Genomic DNA, 20,837 nt, shown 5'->3' with positions numbered 1-20,837 from the left:
GGGAAGCCGAGGGCCGCTGGGCACGTACCGAAGGCGGCGCGCCCGCGGGAGGAACGAGCGGGCTCGGCGTGCGCCCAGGTCCCGCCCCGCCTGGCCGCCGGGCGCCGGGGAAGTGGCGCCCGGAGGCAGGCGGGGGAGAACTCGACACGCGATGTCCGTCTGTTCCACTTGCTGAGGGTCCGCTGGCTGAGGGCCACCGGGGGCGAGGTAACCCGTCGGGTCACCTGGTCGCGTCCTCGTCGGCCAGCCAGGCCCGCCGCGGGTCGGGGCCGCGGGCCGCGGAGAGCGCCCAGAGGGTACGGGTGCTCCTGGAGCTTGGTTGGAAGCTTGGTGTTGCGGGCGTCCCCGGGCATCGCGCGCCCTGGAGCGCTAGATGACGCCGGGCAGCACCTCCTCGGACAGCTCCGCGAAGCTCTCCTCCTGCTCGGTCAGGTAGGCCGTCCACCGCTGCGCGTCCCAGATCTCGACCCGGGTGTTCGCGCCGTTGACGACGCAGTCGCGGGTCAGCCCGGCGTACTCGCGCAACGCCTGCGGGATGTTGATCCGCCCCTGCTTGTCGGGGACGTCGTCGCTGGCCGAGGAGAAGAAGACCCGGCTGTAGTCGCGCAACGACTTCGTCGTAACCGGCGCAGTACGCAGCGACTCGCTGATTCTGGAGAACTCGGCCAGGGGGAACACATAAAGACAGCGTTCCTGCCCTTTAGTAATCACGAGCCCTCCTTCCAGCTCCTCACGGAACTTCGCGGGCAGCGTGAGCCGGCCCTTGTCGTCCAGGCGCGGGGAGTGGCTACCGAGAAACACCGGCGCCCCTCCTCGCTCACCAGCGCGGGGTCATGCGCCGCGGCCGACGGTCTCCCCACAGATCCCGCTCATCGGTCCGCAAACAGGCCATCAGTCCGTCGTCGTTCCCCCACTGCGCGCCACTGTACCCCACTATCCCCCACCCAGCACCCCCGCGACACCCCGAAGAGGTGGCTTCCCCCACCGCCCCGCGGGGCTGGCACGACGTCGTTCCGTACGCCCGCCGGTTCGCCGGGCGAGCGGAGCCCACACAGCGAACGCACAGCGAAGAAGTGCACCAATTCGGTAGGCGTAAAGGCGGCACAATCCGGTCACGGGCCATCACCGCCGTTGATGGGCCGCACAGGTGGCGCACAGGTTGCGTGATGGGAGTCCACTTCCGGGTTGGGCGGGAAGGTTGTTGATGGTTCGCTCCGTCCGGGCGGCGCACTCCGGCCCCTTCCCTTGCTTCGCGGCGGGAAGGGACCTCCGCGCGCCGTCCTCCTGCGCTCACGGGCGCTCCGGCGACCTCGCTGCGGCCCGCCTACTTCGCTTCGCTCGTAGGCAGGCCTCCGCGAGGCGCGCCTCCGCGCCCAGCACGGTCACCCGCCGCTGGACCGCGCAGCACCCGGGCCAGGCTCGTGTTGTGGTCTAGCTCCGGGTCAGGGCCGGCCTTGGATTGGTGACGTTGCAGCGGGACGCCACCGGGCTGGCGCGGAGGCGCGCCTCCGCGGAGGCCCGGCCACGAGCGAAGCGACGTAGCCCCCCGAGACGGGGGCTTCGGGTTGGCGACGTACAGCGTGACGCAACCGAGCTGGCGCGGAGGCGCACCTCCGCGGAGGCCCGGCCACGAGCGAAGCGACGTGGTCGGGCCGCAGCGGAGGTCGCCGCAGCGCACGTGAGCGCAGGAGGACGGCGCGCGGAGGTCCCGTGGGAGCGAAGCGAGTACGGGGCCGGAGCGCGCCGCCCGCACGGAGCGAACCAGAAACAGCCTTTAGCCCCGCCCCGGAACCTGTGTGGACGGGGCCGRCGACGTCGGACGCCGCCCTGCGAGCGCCGACCACCGGCGTCACTACGGCGCACCACGCCACCGCGTACGGGCGCGAAGCGCCTCCCCCGGTTGACGGTTTGGCGCCCCTTGCACGCAAGGATGGCCCGTTGAGATGTCACACTCGGGAATGGAAAGCTCCCGCCGGGGGCCGGACCGATCCGCTGATCCCGGAGGAGGGCCTTAGGTGGCTACGGAGCCAGGAGTCCTGCACTGGCGCGACCCAGCTGGCGATCTCGGCCAGCTGGCAGACGTGGCCGACCGGATCCAGCGTTCGGTGGCCGGGGTGATCGACGGCAAGCCCGAGGCGATCAGAGCCGCGCTCGTCGTGCTGCTGGCCGAGGGCCACCTGCTCATCGAGGACGTGCCCGGCGTCGGCAAGACGATGCTGGCCAAGGCGCTCGCCCGCTCGATCGACGCACGGGTGCGCCGCATCCAGTTCACCCCCGACCTGCTGCCCGGTGACGTCACCGGCGTGAGCGTCTACAACCAGGGCACCCGCGACTTCGAGTTCCGCCCCGGCCCGGTGTTCGCGAACATCGTCGTCGGCGACGAGATCAACCGCGCTGAGCCGAAGGCCCAGTCCGCGCTGCTGGAGTGCATGGAGGAGCAGCAGGTCACCGTCGACGGCGTCAGCTACCGGCTGGAGTCGCCGTTCATGGTGATCGCCACCCAGAACCCGGTCGAGATGGAGGGCACCCGGCCGCTGCCGGAGGCGCAGCGCGACCGCTTCACCGCCCGGATCTCGATGGGCTACCCGTCGCCCGCCGCCGAGTTCTCGATGCTCGACAGCCACGGCAACGCCGACCCGCTGGCGGACGTCGTCCCGGTCACCTCCGCCGCCGAGATCGCCAAGATGAGCTCCCTGGTGCGCGGGGTGCACGTCGCCGACGAGGTCCGCCAGTACGTCGTCGAGCTGGTGGGCGCCACCCGCCGCCACCCGGAGATCACGCTCGGCGCCTCCCCGCGCGCGGCGCTGCACCTGATCCGCACCGCCAGGGCCGCGGCCGCGCTCGACCGCCGGTCGTTCGTCCTGCCCGACGACGTTCAGGCGCTGCTGGTGCCGGTGCTCGCCCACCGGCTGCTGCTGCGCCCGGAGCTGGCGATGTCCGGCGACCCGGTTGTCGACATCGCCGCGCGGCTGCTCGCGGACATCGTCGCCCGCACGCCGATCCCCCGTCCCGGCCCGGCCGCCCGGCCGCCGCGACGCGGGCACTGACGGACACGCGGTGCGCGACCTCGCCGCCGCCCTGCGCGGACTGACCGTCCGCGGCCGCTCGTTCCTGGCCGCGGGCGGCGCCTGCGCCGTCTCCGCGCTGGTGCTCGGCGAGCAGGACCTGCTGCGGGTGGCTCTTCTACTTGTGCTGCTGCCGCTGTCGGCCGCGGTGTTCGTCTCCAGGACGCGCTACCGGCTCGCCTGCACCCGACGGATCGACCCGCCTCGGGTCGCCGCCGGCCGGACCGCGCAGGTGCATGTCCGGCTGGACAACATGAGCCGGCTGCCCACGTCGGTGCTGCTCGTCGAGGACCGGGTACCGGATGCGCTCGGCGCCCGCGCCCGTTTCGTCCTCGACCGGATCGAGCCGGGCGGCACCAGGGACCTGTCCTACGAGCTGCGCGCCACGCACCGCGGGCGCTACCAGCTGGGCCCGATGTCGATCCGCCTCGCCGACCCGTTCGGGTTCTGCGAGCTGACCCGCGCGTTCCGCAGCCGCGACGAGCTGGTCGTGACGCCGGCGATCGAGCTGCTGCCCGGCACCCGGGCGGAGCCGTACGCCGCCGTCTCGACGCGGCGTCGCTCCGCGCTGCACGGCGAGGACGAGGTCACCACCCGGCCCTACCGGTCCGGCGACGACCTGCGCCGGGTGCACTGGCGTACCACCGCCCGGGTCGGTGAGCTGATGGTCCGCCGGGAGGAGAAGCCACGGGTGGGCGGCGCGACCGTGCTGCTCGACGACCATCTGGGGTCGTGGGGCCACTACGTCGGCCCGGAGTCACCGTTCGAGTGGGCGGTCAGCGCGGCCGGCTCGATCGGCGCTCACCTGGCGCGCAGCGGCTACGGCGTCCGGCTGGTCACCCATCGCGGGCTCGCGGCCGTCGCGGCAGCCGGCAACGTGAACCCGCTGCTCGACGAGCTCTCGACGGTGACCCAGGTCCCGACGTTCGACCCGAACGCGGCCTACGCGGCGGTCGCGGCCGGCGACGGCGGGATGTTGGTGCTCGTCCTCGGGCATACCTCGCCGCCTGTGGCCCGCAAGCTCGGCGCGATGCGGCCGCGCTCGGCGCCGGCTGTCGCCGTGCTCGTCGACCTGTCCCGCTGGGGCCAGGACCCGGCGGCCACCACCGACCTCGCCGGCTCCGAGCTGGCGTTCACCCGCGCCGGCTGGCGGGTGCTCGTCACCGGGCGCGGCAGCCGGCTCATCGACGAGTGGCCGCGGGTGACGCTGCCCGCCGTCCGGTACGCGTCCGGCTGGTCGCGCGCCGGCTCCCGGCCGGGCACCCCCTGGCTGGGAGCCGCCCCCTGGGCCGGCCGGGGCGACGGCCCGGCCAATGCCCCGGGGACCGGGCCGACCGGCGGCACGGCCGCCACCGCCCTGACCACTGACGACGGCGCCCCAGGCGATCGCGACCGCCGCGGCATCACCGAAGGCCTCGATGAGCGCTGGCAACGCCGCGGGGCTGGGCGCGACGGCTACAGCGACGGCGACGCTCACGAGGTCTCACGATGAACAAGGTGCCGGCATGACCCAGCCTCCCCGCCGATCTGCCAGACCCGGGTCTATGTCGTCCCGCACGTTTGGCCCTGGCCCGGACAGGGAGGCAGATCGGGGGGGACCCCGGCTCGCCATGCCCGCCACCAACCAGCCGGGCGCGAGCGCCGGCCGGCGGCGCACCGCCCTGCTGGGCGCCGGCCGCTCCAGCGCGCAGGAGCAGTGGGTGCCCACGGCCGTGGGCACGTTCGCCTCGCTGATGTGCGCGCTCGCCCTCACACCGCTGTTCCGCGGTCTGTGGTGGTGGTTCGGCCCGGCGCTGCTGGCCGTCCTCGTGGTCGTCGGGCTCGCCGCCCTCGGCCGCCGCGCCGGCCTCGGCCCGTCCGCGACCATCGTCCTGAGCCTCGCCGGCCTCCTGCTCACGCTCACCGGGCTGTGCACGCGTGCCGAAGCCTGGCTCGGCTTCATACCGAACGGTGCGAGCCTCGCGCGCCTGACGGAGCTGATGTCCGACGGCCGAAGCGACATGTCTCGGCTGGCCGCGCCGGTGCCGAGCCGGCCAGGCCTGGTCGTGCTGACCGTTCTCGGCGTCGCGCTCGTCGCGCTGGTCGTTGACCTGCTGACGGTCGCCGCCCGCCGGCCGACCCTGGCCGGGCTGCCGTTGCTCGGGCTGTTCGCGGTGCCGGCCGCCGTGCTGCCCGGCGGCGTCGGCGTGGCGCCGTTCGCCCTCGGCGTGCTCGGCTTCCTGGCGCTGCTCATGCTCGACGGGCGCTCCGTGATCGGGCGGTGGGGACGTCTCGTCACCACCCACGGCCAGGGACGATCCCAGCTGCTGTTGGGTGGCCTGGCCGGCCGGGTCGCCTTCGGCGCCGTGCTGCTCGCCGTGCTGGTCCCGGTGGTCACGCCGTCGCTGAACGGCAACGGCCTGGTCAACCGCGACAAGGGGGCGGCGAGCGGGAACGGCCCCGGAAGTTCACAGACCAAGGTGAGCCCGCCGATGGCGACGCTCACCCAGCGGCTGCACGACAACCCCGACCGCCCGGTGATGACCGTGCTGCGGCCGAACGACCCGGACGCCCCGTTGCATCTGCGGCAGGTGGCGCTGGACGACTTCGACGGCAGCGCCTTCAACATGCGCCAGCTGGAGGCGACCACCGACGACCGCATCGAGCATGGCCTGCCCGGCCCGCCCGCCGGCCTGACCATCACTGAGACCGTCGCGACGATCTCCATCAAGCCCGGCTACCCGGACGTCTACCTGCCGGTGCCGGGCCTCCCGACGTCGGTCAAGGACCTCACCGGCGACTGGCGCCTCGACCGGGCGACCGGCACCATCTTCGCCGCCCACGCCAACGCGTCCGGCATCACCTACACGGTCACCGCCGCCACCCCGGCTCCGACGCCCCGGGAGCTGACCGCCGGCGGGCCGCGGCCGCCGAACCTCGGCAAGGACGTCATGCTGCCGAAAAGCGTCGACCCGCGGGTCGGCGAGCTCGCGCGGCAGCTCGCCCAGGGGCGTTCCACCGACTACGACAAGGTCCGCGCCATCCAGGACTACTTCCGCGGTGGCACCTTCACCTACGACCTCAACGGCGCGCCGACGAACAAGCCGGGGGCACTCGCCGAGTTCCTCTTCGGGAGCAAGCGCGGCTACTGCGAGCAGTTCGCCTCGGCGATGACGGTGCTCGTCCGGTCGCTGGGGATTCCGGCGCGGGTGGCCGTCGGCTTCGTCGACGGCATCCGCCAGGCCGACGGCAGCCGGCTGATCCGCAACGGCGACGCGCATGCCTGGCCGGAGGTCTGGCTGCCCGGCACCGGCTGGATCGCCTTCGAGCCGACCCCGCGCACCGACGGTGCCACCCCGGCGCCGAACTACGCGCCCGACCCGGGCCAGGCCCCGGCCGGTCAGGGCACGTCCACCCCGGGCCAGACCCAGCCGGCGACCCCGACGCCTGGCGGAAGCCAGCCGGGCACGACGCAGAGCGCGGGCCCGGCGGACGGGCCGCAGCCGGCGAACCCAGAGGGCCGCTCGACCGCCGACCTCGCCGACAGCCTGCGCCAGACCGACCTCAGCGCGCCGAGACTGAGCGTGCGGACCGCGGACCCGGCCGCTTTCAAGAACGTGTTCCTGCGGGAGACCGCGCTGGACACGTTCGACGGCGAACGCTTCACGTCGGTGCGCCTCCCCGGCGCCGATGACACGGCGCTGGCCGCGGGCCTGCCCGGGCCCGCGGCGGGCGTCGCGACGACCGCGGTCACCGCGACGGTCGCCGTCCACCCCGGCTTCCACGAAACCGAGCTGCCGGTGCCCGGCGTTCCGGCGTCGGTCACCGGGCTGGAGGGCGACTGGTGGCTGAACAAGGCCACCAGCACCCTCTACGCCACGGTCGGCACGTCGGCGGCCGGCGCCACCTACACGGTGCAGTCCCAGATCCCGACGCCGACGGCCGCCCAGCGCGCCGCCACCGGAGCGATACCCGCCGAGTTGGCCGTCGACCGAGCGCTGCCCGCCACCATCGACCCGCGGGTCGAGTCACTGGCACGGGAGCTGACGGCCAACTACCACCGCGACTACGACAAGGTCAGCGCGCTCGAGCGCTACCTGCGCGGACCCACGTTCGCCTACGACCAGGACGCCGTCGCCGGTACGCTCGCCAACTTCCTGTTCGGCACGAAACGTGGCTTCTGCGTTGACTACGCGACGGCGATGGCGGCGATGGCCCGGTCGCTCGACATCCCCGCCCGGGTCGTGACCGGCTTCGCCTTCGGCGTCCCGCAGGCCGACGGCACGCTGCTCTACAAGGACGGCAACAGGCACGCCTGGACGGAGGTCTGGCTGCCCGGCACGGGCTGGATCGGCTTCAACCCGACCCCGGTCGGCGAGCTGCGCGGGCTCGGCGACAGCACATGGTCACCCGGCTCGGACCAGCACCAAAGTGAGACCGGGCAACAACCGGCCGCGACCGCGACCCCCGGGGCTGGCGCCGGCACCGGCGGGGAGACGGGCGAACAGGGCGGAACGGGGCGCGCGGCACACATCGCGCTGTGGGTCGGGATCTGGCTGGTGGTCGCGCTCGCCGCGCTCGGTCTGCTGTTCGCGCCGGCCATCGCGCGGCGGGTCATCCGACGCCGGCGGCTGCGGGTAGGCCCGCGGGCGGACGCGGCCACGCCTGACACGGCCGGCGACGCGTCCGCCCGGGCGAGCGCGCGGGTGCGGGCCGGCTGGGCGGAGCTGCTGGACGTGTCGACGGACCTCGGCATCCCGCTGCGGCCCAGCGACTCGCCGCGGATGGTGGTCGCGCGGCTGTCCTCCTACCTGTCGGCGGGGCCGGAGGCGGACGACGAGCGGGTGGTCGCGGCGCGGGCGGCGCTCGGCCGGATCGGCTGGGCCGAGGAACGGGTCCGCTACGCCCCGCCGGGCACCCCGCTCGGCGAGGGCGCGGGCACCATCGGGGCCGACGTGACTACGGCGATCGACACCCTGCTGGCCGTGGCGCCGCGCAGCCGCCGGCTGGTCGCCCAGGTCGCCCCGCCGTCCGTTCTGCGCAGGCTGACCCGGTCCGGTGCGTACGCGGCCGACGAGCGCGCCTGGCAGCGCCGCTCCGTCGACCCGGCCTCGCCGCCGGCGGCGGGCCCGGCTCCGGGGCGCGAGTCCGCGGAGCCCCCCGAGCCCGCCGGCCGGTCCTGACCTGGCCGTTCCTGACCTGGCCGGCCTCGTCGCGACCCGCTGCGGCCAGGGTCGGGACGTAGGTTGGGCTGTCCGCGGGACCACATGCCCGGTTGCTTGTTTACGCTTGGTTCTACAGGGGTGGCGACGCTGGGCTGTCTCTGGCCTATCGGCCAGAGGCGGCCCAACGGACGCGACCACGAACCAGAAGCACGCACCCGGGGACCCGAGCGTCCTCGGGGTACCTATTCGGTGTAACGGCTGGGTACCTAGGATGGCCGGTTGCCTACCGCGCCCGCTCTCGGATGCCTATCCTTGGTTAGGTTCGTCCTACCGGCCGTGGGAGGAGCGTCGATGCCGCTCTCGGAGAACGAGCAGCGCATGCTCGAGCAGATCGAGCGCGCTCTTGTCGAGGACGACCCGAAGTTTGCGAGCACTGTCCGCTCGGCTACTCCGCGTACCTATCTGGTCCGCCGGATTCGCCGCAACGCGGTGTTGTTCGTCCTCGGACTCGCGATGTTGATTGTCGGCGTCGTGCTCAGCCAGATGCCGGTGCTGACCGTTGTCCTCGGCATTCTCGGCTTCTCGATCATGCTGACCGCCGCCGTGCGCGGCTCCGCTGACCTGCGCCGCATGAGCGGCCGGGGCGTCGACCACGGCCGCCGCGGCGGCGGCGCCCCCCGCCGCCGCACCCGCCCCAGCATCACCGAGCGCTTCGAGGAGCGCTGGCGCCGACGCTGGGAGGGGTGACCTGTATTTTTGGTTCGCTCCGTCCGGGCGGCGCGCTCCGGCCCCGTACTCGCTTCGCTCCCACGGGACCTCCGCGCGCCGTCCTCCTGCGCTCACGGGCGCTCCGGCGACCTCGCTGCGGCCCCCCTACATCGCTTCGCTCGTAGGAGGGCCTCCGCGAGGCGCGCCTCCGCGCCCAGCCCGGTTGCTTGCCGCTGCAGCTGAACCGCTGGGTTCGCTCCGTCCGGGCTCGTCGCGCTTCGGGACGGGTGGCGTCCGGGGCGGGCGGGGTAGGAGGCTCGCGGGGGCTACGGCGCCCGCGCCGAAGCGGTGGCTGGCAGCGTCGGTGGCGCGGTCAAGCTGGGACCAGGCGGCGGGGCGCTCGTCGAAGGCAAGCTGGTGACCGGTGGAACCGGCGTCGGTGAGGCTCGCGGCGCGGACGCCGAGGAGCCGGACGGCCCGACCGGCTATCCCCGCCTCCTGGAACAGGGCCAGCGCCGTGCGGTAGATCTCCTGGCTCACGTCGGTGGGCTCACGCAGCGTGCGCGCCCTCGTGACCGTCGTGAAGTCCGCGAACCGGATCTTGATCCCGATCGTGCGGCCGGCCCGGCCGCGTGCCCGCAGCCGGCGGGCCACCTGGCCGGACAGGCGCAGCAGCTCACGCGCGAGCTGGCCCATCTCGGCGACGTCGACGGACAGCGTGTGCTCGGCGCTGATGCTGACCTCGGTCGTGTCCGGGTCGACGGCGCGCTCGTCGCGGCCGTGGGCGAGCGCGTGCAGATGGTGGGCGGCGGCGTCACCGAGGGCGTGGCGCAGGGTGAGCAGCGGGCAGTCGGCGATGTCACCGATGGTGCGCAGGCCGAGCCGGCCGAGCGCCGCCTCGGTGGCCCGCCCGACTCCCCACAGCGCGGACGTCGGCAGCGGGTGCAGGAACGCGAGCACCTCGCCGGGCGGGACGACGAGCAGGCCGTCCGGCTTGCACCTGGTCGAGGCGATCTTCGCGACGAACATCGTCGGCGCGACGCCCACCGAGCAGGTGAGCCCCTCCTCGGCGAGCACCCTGGCGCGGATCATCCCGGCGATCTCGGCGGGGGTCCCGAACAGCCGGCGGGCGCCGGAGACGTCGAGGAACGCCTCGTCCACGGACAGCGGCGCCACCAGCGGGGTGACGTCCCGCAGGACCGCCATCACCCGTCGCGAGACCTCCTGGTAGCGGTCCCGTTCCGGCGGCAGCACCAGCGCGGACGGGCACAGGCGACGGGCGCGGGCGAGCGGCATGGCGCTGTGGACGCCGTAGGCACGCGCCTCGTAGGTCGCGGAGAGCACCACCCCGCGCGGCCCGCCACCGATGATCACCGGCTGGCCGCGTGACTCGGGACGGGCGAGCAGCGTCACCGCGGCGAAGAACGCGTCCATGTCGACGTGCAGGATGTCGCTTTCCGCCGAGCCCACCGATCCAGTCTGGCTGGTCATGGGGCGGCCGGGGCGCGGCGGGCGAGTACGTGCAGCTGGGCGGCCAGGTCGCGATAGGGCGGACGGGCGGACACGGCGGCCTCCAGGTCGGCAAGCTGGTCGGCCCAGGCGGCGGGCGGCTCCCGCTCGCCCTCGCCGCGGGCGGGTGGAGGCGGCACCGCGAGGTCGGCGAAGACCCGAACGCCGTGGACCGCGACCACCTCGGCGCCGGCCGTGCGCACCAGGGACATGGCCTCCGCGGTGTCGAAGCGGCGGGTCGGCTCCCCCAGCCCCGGCTCGCCCGTGGGGTCCGTGAGTATCCGGGTCGCCTCGCCGAACCGGCCGGCGAGCGCCCTGGCGAGCACGGCACCGGGCCGGCCGGCGACGAGCAGGCTCAGCCAGCCGCCGGGGCGCAGCACCCGTACCGCCGCGGCGAGTGCCTGCTCGGGGGCCTCGACCTGGTCCAGGACGGCGTGGCAGAGCAGCAGGTCGGCGCCACCGGCGGCGGCGACGGCCGGGCCGGCGGCGGTGGCGAGCTCGGCCAGGTCGCCCTGGCGGCCGGTCACGCGGTCGGCGACACCAGCGTCGGCGGCGCGCCTGGCGAGCGCGGCGAGCGCGTCCTGGCTCGGGTCGACGACCGTGACCCGGTGCCCTCGCTGGGCGAGCGGCACGGCGAAGCCGCCGCTGCCCCCGCCGGCGTCGACGACGGTGAGTCCCGCGCCGACTGGCCCGGTGACGGCGAGGACGTCCGCGAGCGCCCGCCACACGGCCGCGTGCCGCGGGTCCGACGAGGGGGCGGCCGGCCGGGCGGCCGTCATCGGGCCGGGAGCGAGAACCCGATGACCACGCCGACGACCAGCCCACCCACGGAGACACCGGCGACCGCCATTATCCATCGGGACATCGGGCACCCCTACGCTCGGTAACAACGGCTCCCCCAAAGTAACCGATGGTAATCGAACGGAAGCGACCCGGCGACGGCGCCCCTCATGCCACAGGAGATCATGAGCGAACGTCCCAAACCCAGCCACCAGTAGCGACAGCGCATTGGCGCACCGCCACCGCAACCACATCCCGACCCCGACCCACACCAGCCCCGGCCATACACCTCAGCCCCGGATCCAGGCTGAGAGGGCGCCCCAGGCGCCCGACAGGCGCCGCGGCGAGAGGTCGCGCAAGCGACCTTCGAGCCAGCGGCGCCCTAGCGGAAGTCCCGGGAGCGGCGGGCGACGGCGATCGGGAGGCGTTCCAGGCGTTCGGCGATCACGTTCACTACGCCGTCGGCCTTCTCCAGCCTCCCGCTGACGATCAGCGCGGCCGCGGATGTCGCGACCGTCCGGTGGCGGACCCAGACCCCGCGTGAGCAGACGACGTTCACCAGCCCGGTCTCGTCCTCCAGGTTGAGGAAGGTGGTCCCGCCGGCGGTCGCGGGGCGCTGCCGATGGGTGACCACGCCGGCGACCACGACCCGCCGGTCCGCGTCGAGCCCGGCCAGTCCCGAGGCGACGACCACTCCGAGCGCGTCCAGCCGGTCCCGGACGAACTCGGTCGGGTACCGGCCCGGGGTGATCCCGGTCGCCCACAGGTCGGCGACGGCTTCCTCAGCGTCGGTCATCCCGGGCAGGTAGGCGGCGACCACCGCCGGGTCGGCGCCGATGGTCATCCCCTCGAGCCGGCCGGGGCGGGCCTGGGCCGCGGCGCCGGCCGCCCACAGCGCCTCCCGCCGGGCCATCCCGAAGCAGCCGAACGCGCCGGCGGTGGCGAGCGCCTCCAGCTGGGCGGCGGCCAGGCCGGTCCGGCGGGCGAGGTCGGCCGGGTCCCGGTAGGGGCCGTCCCTCTCCCGGGCGGAGACGATCTTCTCGGCGTTCGCCGCGCCGATGAGGCGCACCCCGGCCAGGCCCAGCCGAACGGCCGGATGCCAGCCGGCCGCCTGGTCCGCATTCACCACCCAGCCGGCGTCTGGGCTTCCCAACGTCGCCGCTGGGGCTGCCGGGGCCGGGGCTGCCGGATTTCCCGTCGGATCGGCAGGTCCGGGCTCGGCCTCACCGGCCTCACCGGCCTCGCGCGGGCCGGTCGGCGCCATGGCCTCCCAGCGGATCTCCCGGAACGCCGGCCTCCGGTGCTCCCAGACCTCCCCGATCGCTGACCTCCCAGATCGCTGACCTCCCCGATCAGCTTCGCCGATCCGGCAGGAACCCTGTCGCCGATCGAGCAGGGACCCTGTCGCCGATCTGGCAGGAACCCCGGATCCGGCGGGGGCATCGGCCTCGGGCTGGCGGGGAGACGGGAGGTTCTCCAGGATGGCACCGGCGGCGGATGCGTTCAGGTCGGGGCCGTGGACGGAGACCCCGTGGCGGCGGGCGTCGGCGACGAGGCTCTGCGGGGAGTAGAAGCCCATCGGCTGGGCGTTGAGCAGCGCCGCGCAGAACGCCGCCGGGTAGTAGAGCTTGATCCAGGCGCTGGCGTAGACGAGGAACGCGAAGCTCACCGAGTGGCTTTCCGGGAAGCCGAAGTTCGCGAACGCGGCGAGCTTCGTGTACAGCTCGTCGGCCGTCTCCCCCAGGATCCCGTTCGCGGCCATGCCCTCGTAGAAGCGAGTTCGCAGCCGGTCGATCCGCTCGGTCGCCCGTTTGGCGCCCATCGCCCGGCGCAGCTGGTCGGCCTCGGCCGCCGTGAACCCGGCGATGTCGATGGCCATCTGCATGAGTTGCTCCTGGAAGAGCGGGACTCCCAGGGTCTTGGCCAGGGAGCGGCGCAGCAGGGGGTGGGGGTAGGTGACCTTCTCGGTGCCGTTGCGGCGCCGGATGTAGGGATGTACGGAGCCGCCCTGGATCGGGCCGGGCCGGATGAGGGCCACCTCCACGACCAGGTCGTAGAAGCGGCGCGGGCGCAGCCGGGGCAGGGTCGCCATCTGGGCACGGCTCTCCACCTGGAACACCCCGATGGAGTCGGCGGCGCAGAGCATGTCGTAGACCGCCATGTCCTCCTGCGGGATCTCGCCCAGGTCCAGGTCGCGGCCGTGGTGGGCGCGGATCAGCTCGAACGCGCCGTGCAGCATGCCGAGCATCCCCAGGCCCAGTAGGTCGAACTTGACCAGCCCCGCGACCGCGCAGTCGTCCTTGTCCCACTGGATGACGGTCCGCCCGGGCATCCGCGCCCACTCCACCGGCACCACCTCGGCCACCGGCCGGTCGCAGATCACCATCCCGCCCGAGTGGATGCCCAGGTGCCGCGGAAACCCCAGCAGCTGCCCGGCGAGCCCCACCACCTCATCCGGGATCTCCGGCCCGATCCGGTCCCGTGGCTCGGGGCGGGCGGCCGTACCGCCAGGCGCCTCAGGCCGAGCGGCCGTCCTGTCAGACGGTGTGGGGCGCGCCCAGGCGTCCTCGGCCCCATAGCGCCTGACAGGATCCTCCACACCGTCTGACAGGGCGCCTGGCCCGGAGGGCGTGGCCGGGGCGGCGGTGGCCCCACCGGCGGTTCGGGCGGTCTTCGCGGTGCCGGTCGGCACCGCCACGGCCGGGATCACCGCGGCTGGCACCGCCGCGGCCCGCGGCGCGATGGCCGGGGCCGCCGCGGCTGGGGCCGCCGCCTGGGCCGGGATGGCCGGGACAGGTGGGGGCGGGGCGGGGGGCGCCGGGATGGCCGGCGTCGTGGGGGTGGCGGGCAGTGGGGACCAGCGGTCGATGCCGGTGGACCAGGCGTCCTGCTGGCCGGGCGAGAAGCCGAGCGCGCGGGCGACGTCCCGTACCGCCGAGCGGGACCGGTAGCTGATGACGTTGGCCACCTGGGCGGCCCGGTCTCGGCCGTAGCGGCCGTAGACGTACTGGATGACCTCCTCGCGCCGGCCGGACTCGATGTCCAGGTCGATGTCGGGCGGGCCGTCGCGCTCCGGGGCGAGGAAGCGCTCGAACAGCAGGCCGAAGGAGACCGCGTCGACGCCGGTGATGCCCAGCGCGTAGCAGACCGCCGAGTTCGCCGCGGAGCCGCGGCCCTGGCAGAGGATGTCCTCCCGGCGGCAGAACTCGACGATGTCGTGGACGATCAGGAAGTAGCCGGGGAAGCCGAGCGACTCGATCAGGGTGAGCTCGTGGGCGAGCTGGTCGTAGGCGCCGCCTACCCGTTCCTGCCCCGGCGGGCCGTAGCGGCGGGCGGCGCCTTGCATGGTCAGCAACCGCAGCCAGCTGGCCTCGGTGTGCCCGGGCGGCACCGGGAAGTCCGGCAGCCGGGGTGCGACGAGGCGCAGGTCGAAGGCGCATTCGGCGCCGATCCGGGCGGCCGCCGCGACCGCGCCAGGGTAGCGGGTGAACCGGCCGGCCATCTCGTCGCCGGACCGCAGGTGCGCGCAGCCGGCCGGGGGCAGATGGCCGTCCATCTCGTCGAGGGCGCGCCGGGCGCGGATCGCGGCCATCACGGCGGCGAGCCGGCCCGCCGACGGGGTGGCGTAGTGGACGTTGTTCGTGGCGACGCAGGCCAGCCCGGCGTCCTGGGCGAGCTCGTACAGGGTGTCGTTGCGGGCGGAGTCGAGCGGCTGGGCGTGGTCCCACAGCTCGACGGCGACGTTGTCCCGGCCGAACCGGGAGACCAGCCCGTCCAGGCTGTCCCGGGCGGCCTCGACCCCGCCGGCGACCAAGGCGGCCGGTACCACCCCCTTGCGGCAGCCGGTGAGGATCTGCCAGTGCCCGTCGCCCGCCGCGGCGGCGAGCACGTCCAGGCTGGTCAGCGGACGGCCCTTCTCCCCGCCGGCCAGGTGCGCGTCGGACACGGCCCTGGACAGCCGCCGGTACCCCTCCGGGTCGCGGGCCAGCACGAGCAGGTGCTCGCCGTCAGGGTCGGGCGCGCCGGGGCGCGGGGCGGCCAGGTCGAGGGAGACCTCCACCCCGTAGAGCGTCGGCAGGCCCACCTCGCCCGCCGCCTCCGCGAACCGGACCACCCCGTACATACCGCCGTGGTCGGTGAGGGCCAGCGCGGACAGCCCCAGCCGGGCGGCCTCCTCGACGAGATCCTCCGGCTGGCTGGCCCCGTCGAGGAAGCTGAAGGCGGAGTGGCAGTGCAGCTCCGCGTATGGTTCGCCCGCCAGCGCCGCGCCGTCACCGCCGCGCGCGGCCGCCGCGGCCACCAGCTCCGGCGAGGGGCGGAACGCCTCGCGATGCCGCGTCCACGCCGGTGCGTCCCCACCGTCGCCGCCCGGCCCCTCCCGCCCTTCGTCCGGGCCCGCCGGGCGGCCGGACATCCGTCGCTCCAGCTCCGCCCACGAAACCGCCGGGTTCCACCAACTCACCACGAACCTCCCCCACGCCGGAACGCCCCTGCGCGCTCAGCACCTCGGTCACCTCGGCCCCCGCGGCCATCTCCACCCGCGCCCGTCGGCCAACTCCCGGGCTACGTGTCGCTCTCCTTAGTCACGCGAAGCGCGACATCGGGGGTCCGGGGGTCGCCCCCGGAGCAGATATCTGAGTGAGAGCCATCGGAGCCACCCGAAGGGCGGCGAACAAGGCGAGCCGCTCTCACTCACCGAGCCGCTCTCACTCACCCGTATGACGCCTCCCACCACCAACGGCCAGCCTCGACGAACAACAGGCAGGCCGAGCCGTCCTCGGTGACCAGCTGGAACCGGGCCCGGCGCCGGCCGGCGGGCTCCCACCACCGCTCGTCGACCGGCCACGGCCCGGCCCAGCCGACGACCCGGACCGGCGGGCGGCCGTCGACGGACAGCCAGGCGGGCGTCCCGGTGGCCGTCGCCCGCCCGCTGACGACGACGGACTCACCGGCGACGTCGAGCAGTTCGGCGGGGCGGGGCTCGACGAGCACGGTGGCCGGCGCCGGCCGGGGCAGCCGGCCGGGCCAGGGGGCGGCGGCCCGCTCCGCCTCGGCCGGGCCACGCGGCCCGCGTGGCTCCCCCCACGGCACCAGCCGGACCGCGGCGAGCGGGTCTCGCCCGCCGCGCACCTCGGCGGTGAGGACCGCTTCCGGCCCGAGCAGCCCCTGCACTCGGTCGAGGGCGCGGCGCACCCGGCCGTCGGCCGCTCCTGGCTCCCCCCACAGCCCCAGCTGGCGGCCGTCGGCGGCGAGCAGGTCCTGTGGGGTCACCCGGATCCGGGTGACCCGGGCCGGTTCGGGAGACCGCCCCAGCTGCGACGGGGAAGAAGTGATCGCAGCTGGGGCGGCCCGCCCCGCTGGCTCGCCGGCCGCGTTCGCGGCGGACAGCCAGCCGTCGAGCTGCCAACGAATCCGGTCGGTGATAGCGGCGGCTGTCAGCGGGCCGTCGTGCCGCCAGACCCGGCGCAGGTGCTCGCCGTGCTCGGTCTCGGCCTCGATGGCGACCCGGGCGCAGGCCAGCCCCGCGGCCAGCAGCCTGGCGTGGGCGTCCTCGGCGAGCCGGCGGGCGGTGAAGACGACCTGGTCGACGTTGTCGGCCGGCGGGTCGAGCTCGGTCTCGACAGCGAGGTCCGGTGGGATCACCCGCGGCGCCGGCAGCCGCTCGTCGTCGCCGCGGGCGAGCCGGTGCGCGAGCGCCCCGTCCGGGCCGAACCGGGCGAGCACCTCCCCCGCGGGCAGCGCGGCGAACGCGCCCAGGGTGGACAGCCCCAGCCGGCGCAGCAGCCCGGCGAGCTCGGGCCGGTCGAGCAGCTCCACCGGCAGCGGCGCGAGGAAGCCCGCGCCGGCACCGGCCGGCACGGTCTCGCCGAGCCGGGCGGCCACCGCGGCCGCGAACGGCCCGTCGGCGATCCCGAAGGAGCACAGCGCCGCCGCGGCCGCGCCCTTGCCCGGGCCTCCCCCGCCAGCCAGACCGGCCCTGTCGCCCAGGCCTCTCGGGCCACTCCGGCGGGCCGAGCCGCGCGGCCCGCCGGCCGTGGCGGGCCCACCGGCCGCCACGGCGGCCACGGCGGCCAGCGCGGCGGCGACCGCGCCGCGGACCTGGGCGATCACCAGGGCCTCGGCGCCGAAGTAGCGGGCGGCACCGCGGATTGGTATGAGGCAGTCGCCGGGCTGGGTCACCTCGGCGCCGGGCACCACGGTCTCGACGGCGGCCACCACCGGCTCGAACACCCGGGCGTCCCGCTCCGGGTCGGCGGGAAGCAGTCGCAGCTCGGGGCAGCGCCCCTGGGCGTCGCGGCGGCGCAGCCCGGGCAGCACGCCGGCGGCGCGGGCGGCCCTGGTCACCGCCACGACATGGTTCGCCTCGATGACGGCGGCGGGTACCTCGGGGCCGGCACCCGCGGCCGTCGTCGGCCAGTCCGGGCAGTGCAGGGCAAGCATCCGCACAGGCATCTAGGCCGCCCCCTCGACGGGGGGCGGCCCCGGCGCGGGCCGCGCTTCTCCCCTGGCCGGCGACCCGTCGCCGACGTAGCGGGCGGCGGCGCCGTCCAGGCTGGCGACGGGATCCGCGCCGGCGACGGCGAGCCAGCCGTGGCGCGGGCGGGCGGCGGCGCCGCGGCCGGACACCCGGACCAGCACCCGGGCGCCGCGCAGGTGGCCGTGCCCCTGCCCGAGGCCGTGGAAGGAGCGCTCCTCGGCGGCCAGGCGCAGGTCGGCGCCGTCCCACCCCTCCCCGACCGGGAGCAGCACGCAGCCCCGCTCCCGGGCCCGGGCCGAGAGCCGCCGGGGCGCGCTGGCCGTCCCGGCCGCGCCGCCCCGCGCCGGTGGGCGGACCGCGACCACGTCCAGGGCGTCGATCAGCGCGGCGACGACCACCGGCCAGCGCGGCCCCGGTTCGGGGACCAGGACCAGCCGCTCCAGCGCGATCCCCGCCTCCGCCGCCGCGAGCAGGCCGAGCGCGGGGCAGCCGACCACCGCGCACCATGCCCCGGCCCTGGACGGTTCGGCGAGCACGGTCAGCAGCAGCGCCGCCGACCCCTCGACGGCCACCGTCGCGCCGCGCGGCAGCGCGCGCCGGGGCAGCAGCGCGGCCAGCGCCGCCGGCACCGGCAGCATCCGGTCCGGGTCGGTGAGGTCGGGCGGGTCGGCACGGCCATCCGGGCCGCCGGCGATCTCCCGCAGGTCGCGCAGCTCCCGCAGGTCCCGCAGCGCGGCCACCACCGGCGCGGCGAGCCCGGTGACGGGCTGTTCGCCCGGGGAGGTCACGCGAGCCGCACGGACGTCGCGAGTCACGTCATGGATGCCCCGGCTCTCGCGGGAGGGGCCGCCAGGCGAGGGGCGGACCGGATCGGCCGCCCTGGCGGGCGCCACGCCTAGTCCGTCCCGGAACGAGCCGTTCCCGGCACCGTCCCGGTGAGCGCCGGCTGGGACGGCAGGCCGAGGACCTCCTCCACCACGCCGAGGAAGATCTCCACCTGCCGGACGAGGTCGTCGGCCTCGCGGGTGGTCACGACCGACAGCCCGGCCTCCGCCGCCGCCCGCCGCGGTGCGCCCGCGGCGAAGAAGTCCGCCCACTCGTCCAGCTCCGGGACGACCTGGGCCAGCAGCCGCCAGGCACTTACCGGCCGGCCGCGCCGGCCCGGTCGGGGCTTCGCCCGGTCCGCCAGCACGGCCGCGGCCACCCGCAGCGCGGCGAGGTGCGCGAGGGCATACCGCTCCCCCGCCGGGCGGGCGAACGCCGCCTCGGCCAGCCCGTGCCGGGCCGCGGCCAGCAGGTCGTCCCGGGAACGGCGCGGCATCCCGGCCGCCGGGACCGCCACACGGCGATCATCGGAGGAAACCTGTCGCACTCCCGAGGCAGACTGCTGGGACAGCGGAGGCTGTGGCGCCTGCGGGGGCCGATGCCGTACTGGGTACAGGGTGGGCTGCTGGCACACGGGCTGCTGGCGCACGGCTGGGCGGCGCGGCGCTGGCTGAGTTGGCTGGTGCGGAGTCGGCTGGCTGGTCATGTCCCACCCTCCGGTCTGGCGTCGTCCTTGCTCGTGTCGTCAGTGCTGGCCTTGTCAGTGCTGGGTTTGTCAGTACCGCCGACCCGGCGCCCTACCCAGTTCGAACAAAGGTTCGAACACAATTGAAGGTAGCCCGGCTGAGAGGAGGCGTCAATGTCGCTGGCCACGCCGTGTCGGGCCGCCGCGGCGGCCGGTCCCCGGCCGGTCTCGCCCGCGAGTTCTCCCTGTGGGGACGGCTTTCCCACCGACTCCGCCGCCCCGGCGCCGGGGACTGGGCCGCCCGCCGCCGGCGGGGTCGTCGGGGCGCCCGGGCACGGCCGGGGCGCCCCGCGGTGGCGGTGATGCCCGCCGATGCCGACGGCGCCGCCCCGCCGCTGGTCACCGTCGATCTGTGGCGGGTGCCGGCCCGGCGGGTCGGCGGGGCGCTGGTCCGGATGGCGCTGGACAGGGCGCGGCTGCGCCGCGTCCCCGGGCTCACCTTCGCCAGGCTGGTCGGCACCGGCACCCCCGGCGCGTTCGGCCCGCTGGACGCCGAGCCGCGCCGCTGGGGACTTGTGGCCGCCTGGGACAGCCAGCGGGCGGCCGAGGCGTTCACGACCTCCGCCGTCCCGCGCTCCTGGGCCCGCGCCGCCGAGGAGCACCTCCACCTGCGGCTACAGCCCGTCGCCGCCAGGGGCCGCTGGTCCGGCCGCGAGCCCTTCGGCCGCCCCGCCCCGGGACGCCGGGCGGCCGAGGATGCGCCGCCCGGGCCGGTGGCGGTGCTCACCCGCGCCCGGCTCACGCCCCGGCGCGCGGTCACCTTCTGGCGGGCCGTTCCCCCGGTCGCCGCGGACCTCGCCGCCCTGGCCGCCGACCCCACCGCCGGGCCGCGGCTCGCGATCGGCATCGGGGAGGCCCCGATCGGCCTGCAGGGCACATTCAGCGTCTGGCCGGACCTCGCCGCCGTCCGCGCGTTCGCCTACGGGCGCCCGGCGCACGCCGCCGTCGTCCGCCGCACCCCCGAGATCGGCTGGTACGCCGAGGAGCTGTTCGCCCGCTTCGCCGTCCTCGCCGCCCATGGCACCCTCGACGGCCGCAACCCCTTGCGCCCCGGCGGCCAGTAGCGCCCGTCGGGCCCGCGCCGCCCGAAGCCCGGAAGAACCCGGCTCCGACCTCCAATGCCGCCTCGCCTCGCCCCGCCAGCGTTCACCGCCAGCACGCGGCCGGTGGATCACCATCATCGTGTTGTCGTAGTCGCGAAATCAGTCAGGTCACGACCGCGAGGACACACCCGCGACGATCATGAATCGTCACGAGTGAGGCGGACCTTCGCCGCCGCGGCAACAGCCAACGGATAGCCCGGCTATTCAGGCATTCATTCATGATCATGGTGGGATCACTCCATGCGCCGCGGTCGCGCACCGACGGACACCCCATGGGCTCGGATGTCCAGCCGCGCGGCGGCCCGCGACTCCATTCCAGCGACCAGCAAGCGCAACCCAGCCACGGTTAGTGACCGCGCATTGGCGCAATACCAACCCAGCCACTTCGTCAGCCCGGCCCCAGCCACACCACCGCCATATGCCAGGACCCGGAACCGCACGGGGAGGGCGCCCAACGCCCGACAACCAGTAAGCACAACC

12 protein-coding genes are annotated in these 20,837 nt (G+C 75.2%); 5 read left to right on the top strand and 7 right to left on the bottom strand.

Features of this window, described 5'->3' with window-relative positions; genetic code table 11:
- Positions 1-369 precede the first annotated feature (369 nt).
- The gene (gene mraZ, locus BCD48_RS11385; protein WP_071048324.1) at positions 370-801 is read right to left on the bottom strand and encodes a division/cell wall cluster transcriptional repressor MraZ; all 432 of its coding nucleotides are present in this window, start codon (positions 799-801) and stop codon (positions 370-372) included.
- 1,214 nt (positions 802-2,015) lie between these two features.
- On the opposite strand from mraZ, the gene BCD48_RS11380 reads away from it, so the two are divergent.
- From BCD48_RS11380 to BCD48_RS11365, 4 genes are all read left to right on the top strand, one after another.
- Positions 2,016-3,047, top strand: a complete 1,032-nt coding sequence (locus BCD48_RS11380) for an AAA family ATPase (RefSeq protein ID WP_071048323.1) — start codon at positions 2,016-2,018, stop codon at positions 3,045-3,047.
- Between the two features lie 10 nt (positions 3,048-3,057).
- Positions 3,058-4,557: a DUF58 domain-containing protein gene (locus tag BCD48_RS11375; protein WP_083418479.1), complete on the top strand. Its 1,500-nt coding sequence runs from the start codon at positions 3,058-3,060 to the stop codon at positions 4,555-4,557.
- Between the two features lie 118 nt (positions 4,558-4,675).
- Entirely contained in the window at positions 4,676-8,227 is a 3,552-nt protein-coding gene (locus tag BCD48_RS11370) for a transglutaminaseTgpA domain-containing protein (RefSeq protein ID WP_071048322.1), read from the top strand.
- A gap of 333 nt (positions 8,228-8,560) precedes the next feature.
- Complete coding sequence (locus BCD48_RS11365) at positions 8,561-8,956, top strand: SCO2097 family morphological protein (RefSeq protein ID WP_071048321.1); 396 nt, start codon at positions 8,561-8,563, stop codon at positions 8,954-8,956.
- Positions 8,957-9,082: 126 nt separating this feature from the next.
- Here BCD48_RS11365 and dinB read toward each other — a convergent pair whose 3' ends face one another.
- From dinB to BCD48_RS11335, 6 genes are all read right to left on the bottom strand, one after another.
- On the bottom strand, positions 9,083-10,408 hold the full coding sequence (gene dinB, locus BCD48_RS11360) for a DNA polymerase IV (RefSeq protein WP_083418477.1): 1,326 nt from the start codon (positions 10,406-10,408) through the stop codon (positions 9,083-9,085).
- On the bottom strand, positions 10,405-11,205 hold the full coding sequence (locus tag BCD48_RS11355) for a methyltransferase domain-containing protein (RefSeq protein ID WP_071048320.1): 801 nt from the start codon (positions 11,203-11,205) through the stop codon (positions 10,405-10,407). Before BCD48_RS11355 ends, dinB begins: the two co-directional genes overlap by 4 nt.
- Positions 11,206-11,588: 383 nt before the next feature.
- Positions 11,589-15,620: an error-prone DNA polymerase gene (locus tag BCD48_RS53385; RefSeq protein ID WP_083418476.1), complete on the bottom strand. Its 4,032-nt coding sequence runs from the start codon at positions 15,618-15,620 to the stop codon at positions 11,589-11,591.
- 296 nt (positions 15,621-15,916) lie between these two features.
- The gene (locus tag BCD48_RS11345) at positions 15,917-17,659 is read right to left on the bottom strand and encodes a DNA polymerase Y family protein (protein ID WP_071048319.1); all 1,743 of its coding nucleotides are present in this window, start codon (positions 17,657-17,659) and stop codon (positions 15,917-15,919) included.
- Entirely contained in the window at positions 17,660-18,472 is an 813-nt protein-coding gene (gene imuA', locus BCD48_RS11340) for a DnaE2-dependent mutagenesis accessory factor ImuA' (RefSeq protein WP_083418475.1), read from the bottom strand. It abuts the gene before it with no gap.
- A gap of 107 nt (positions 18,473-18,579) precedes the next feature.
- Positions 18,580-19,026: an SAV_6107 family HEPN domain-containing protein gene (locus BCD48_RS11335; protein WP_241841653.1), complete on the bottom strand. Its 447-nt coding sequence runs from the start codon at positions 19,024-19,026 to the stop codon at positions 18,580-18,582.
- A 530-nt stretch (positions 19,027-19,556) separates the two neighbouring features.
- On the opposite strand from BCD48_RS11335, the gene BCD48_RS11330 reads away from it, so the two are divergent.
- Complete coding sequence (locus BCD48_RS11330) at positions 19,557-20,318, top strand: hypothetical protein (RefSeq protein ID WP_071048330.1); 762 nt, start codon at positions 19,557-19,559, stop codon at positions 20,316-20,318.
- The last annotated feature ends 519 nt before the right edge of the window (positions 20,319-20,837 follow it).

It is taken from the genome of Pseudofrankia coriaricola, assembly GCF_001854805.1.
In the GTDB taxonomy this organism is placed as follows: domain Bacteria; phylum Actinomycetota; class Actinomycetes; order Frankiales; family Frankiaceae; genus Pseudofrankia.
Note: the sequence above shows the minus strand (reverse complement) of the source record. Positions and strands in the feature narration are given on the sequence as shown.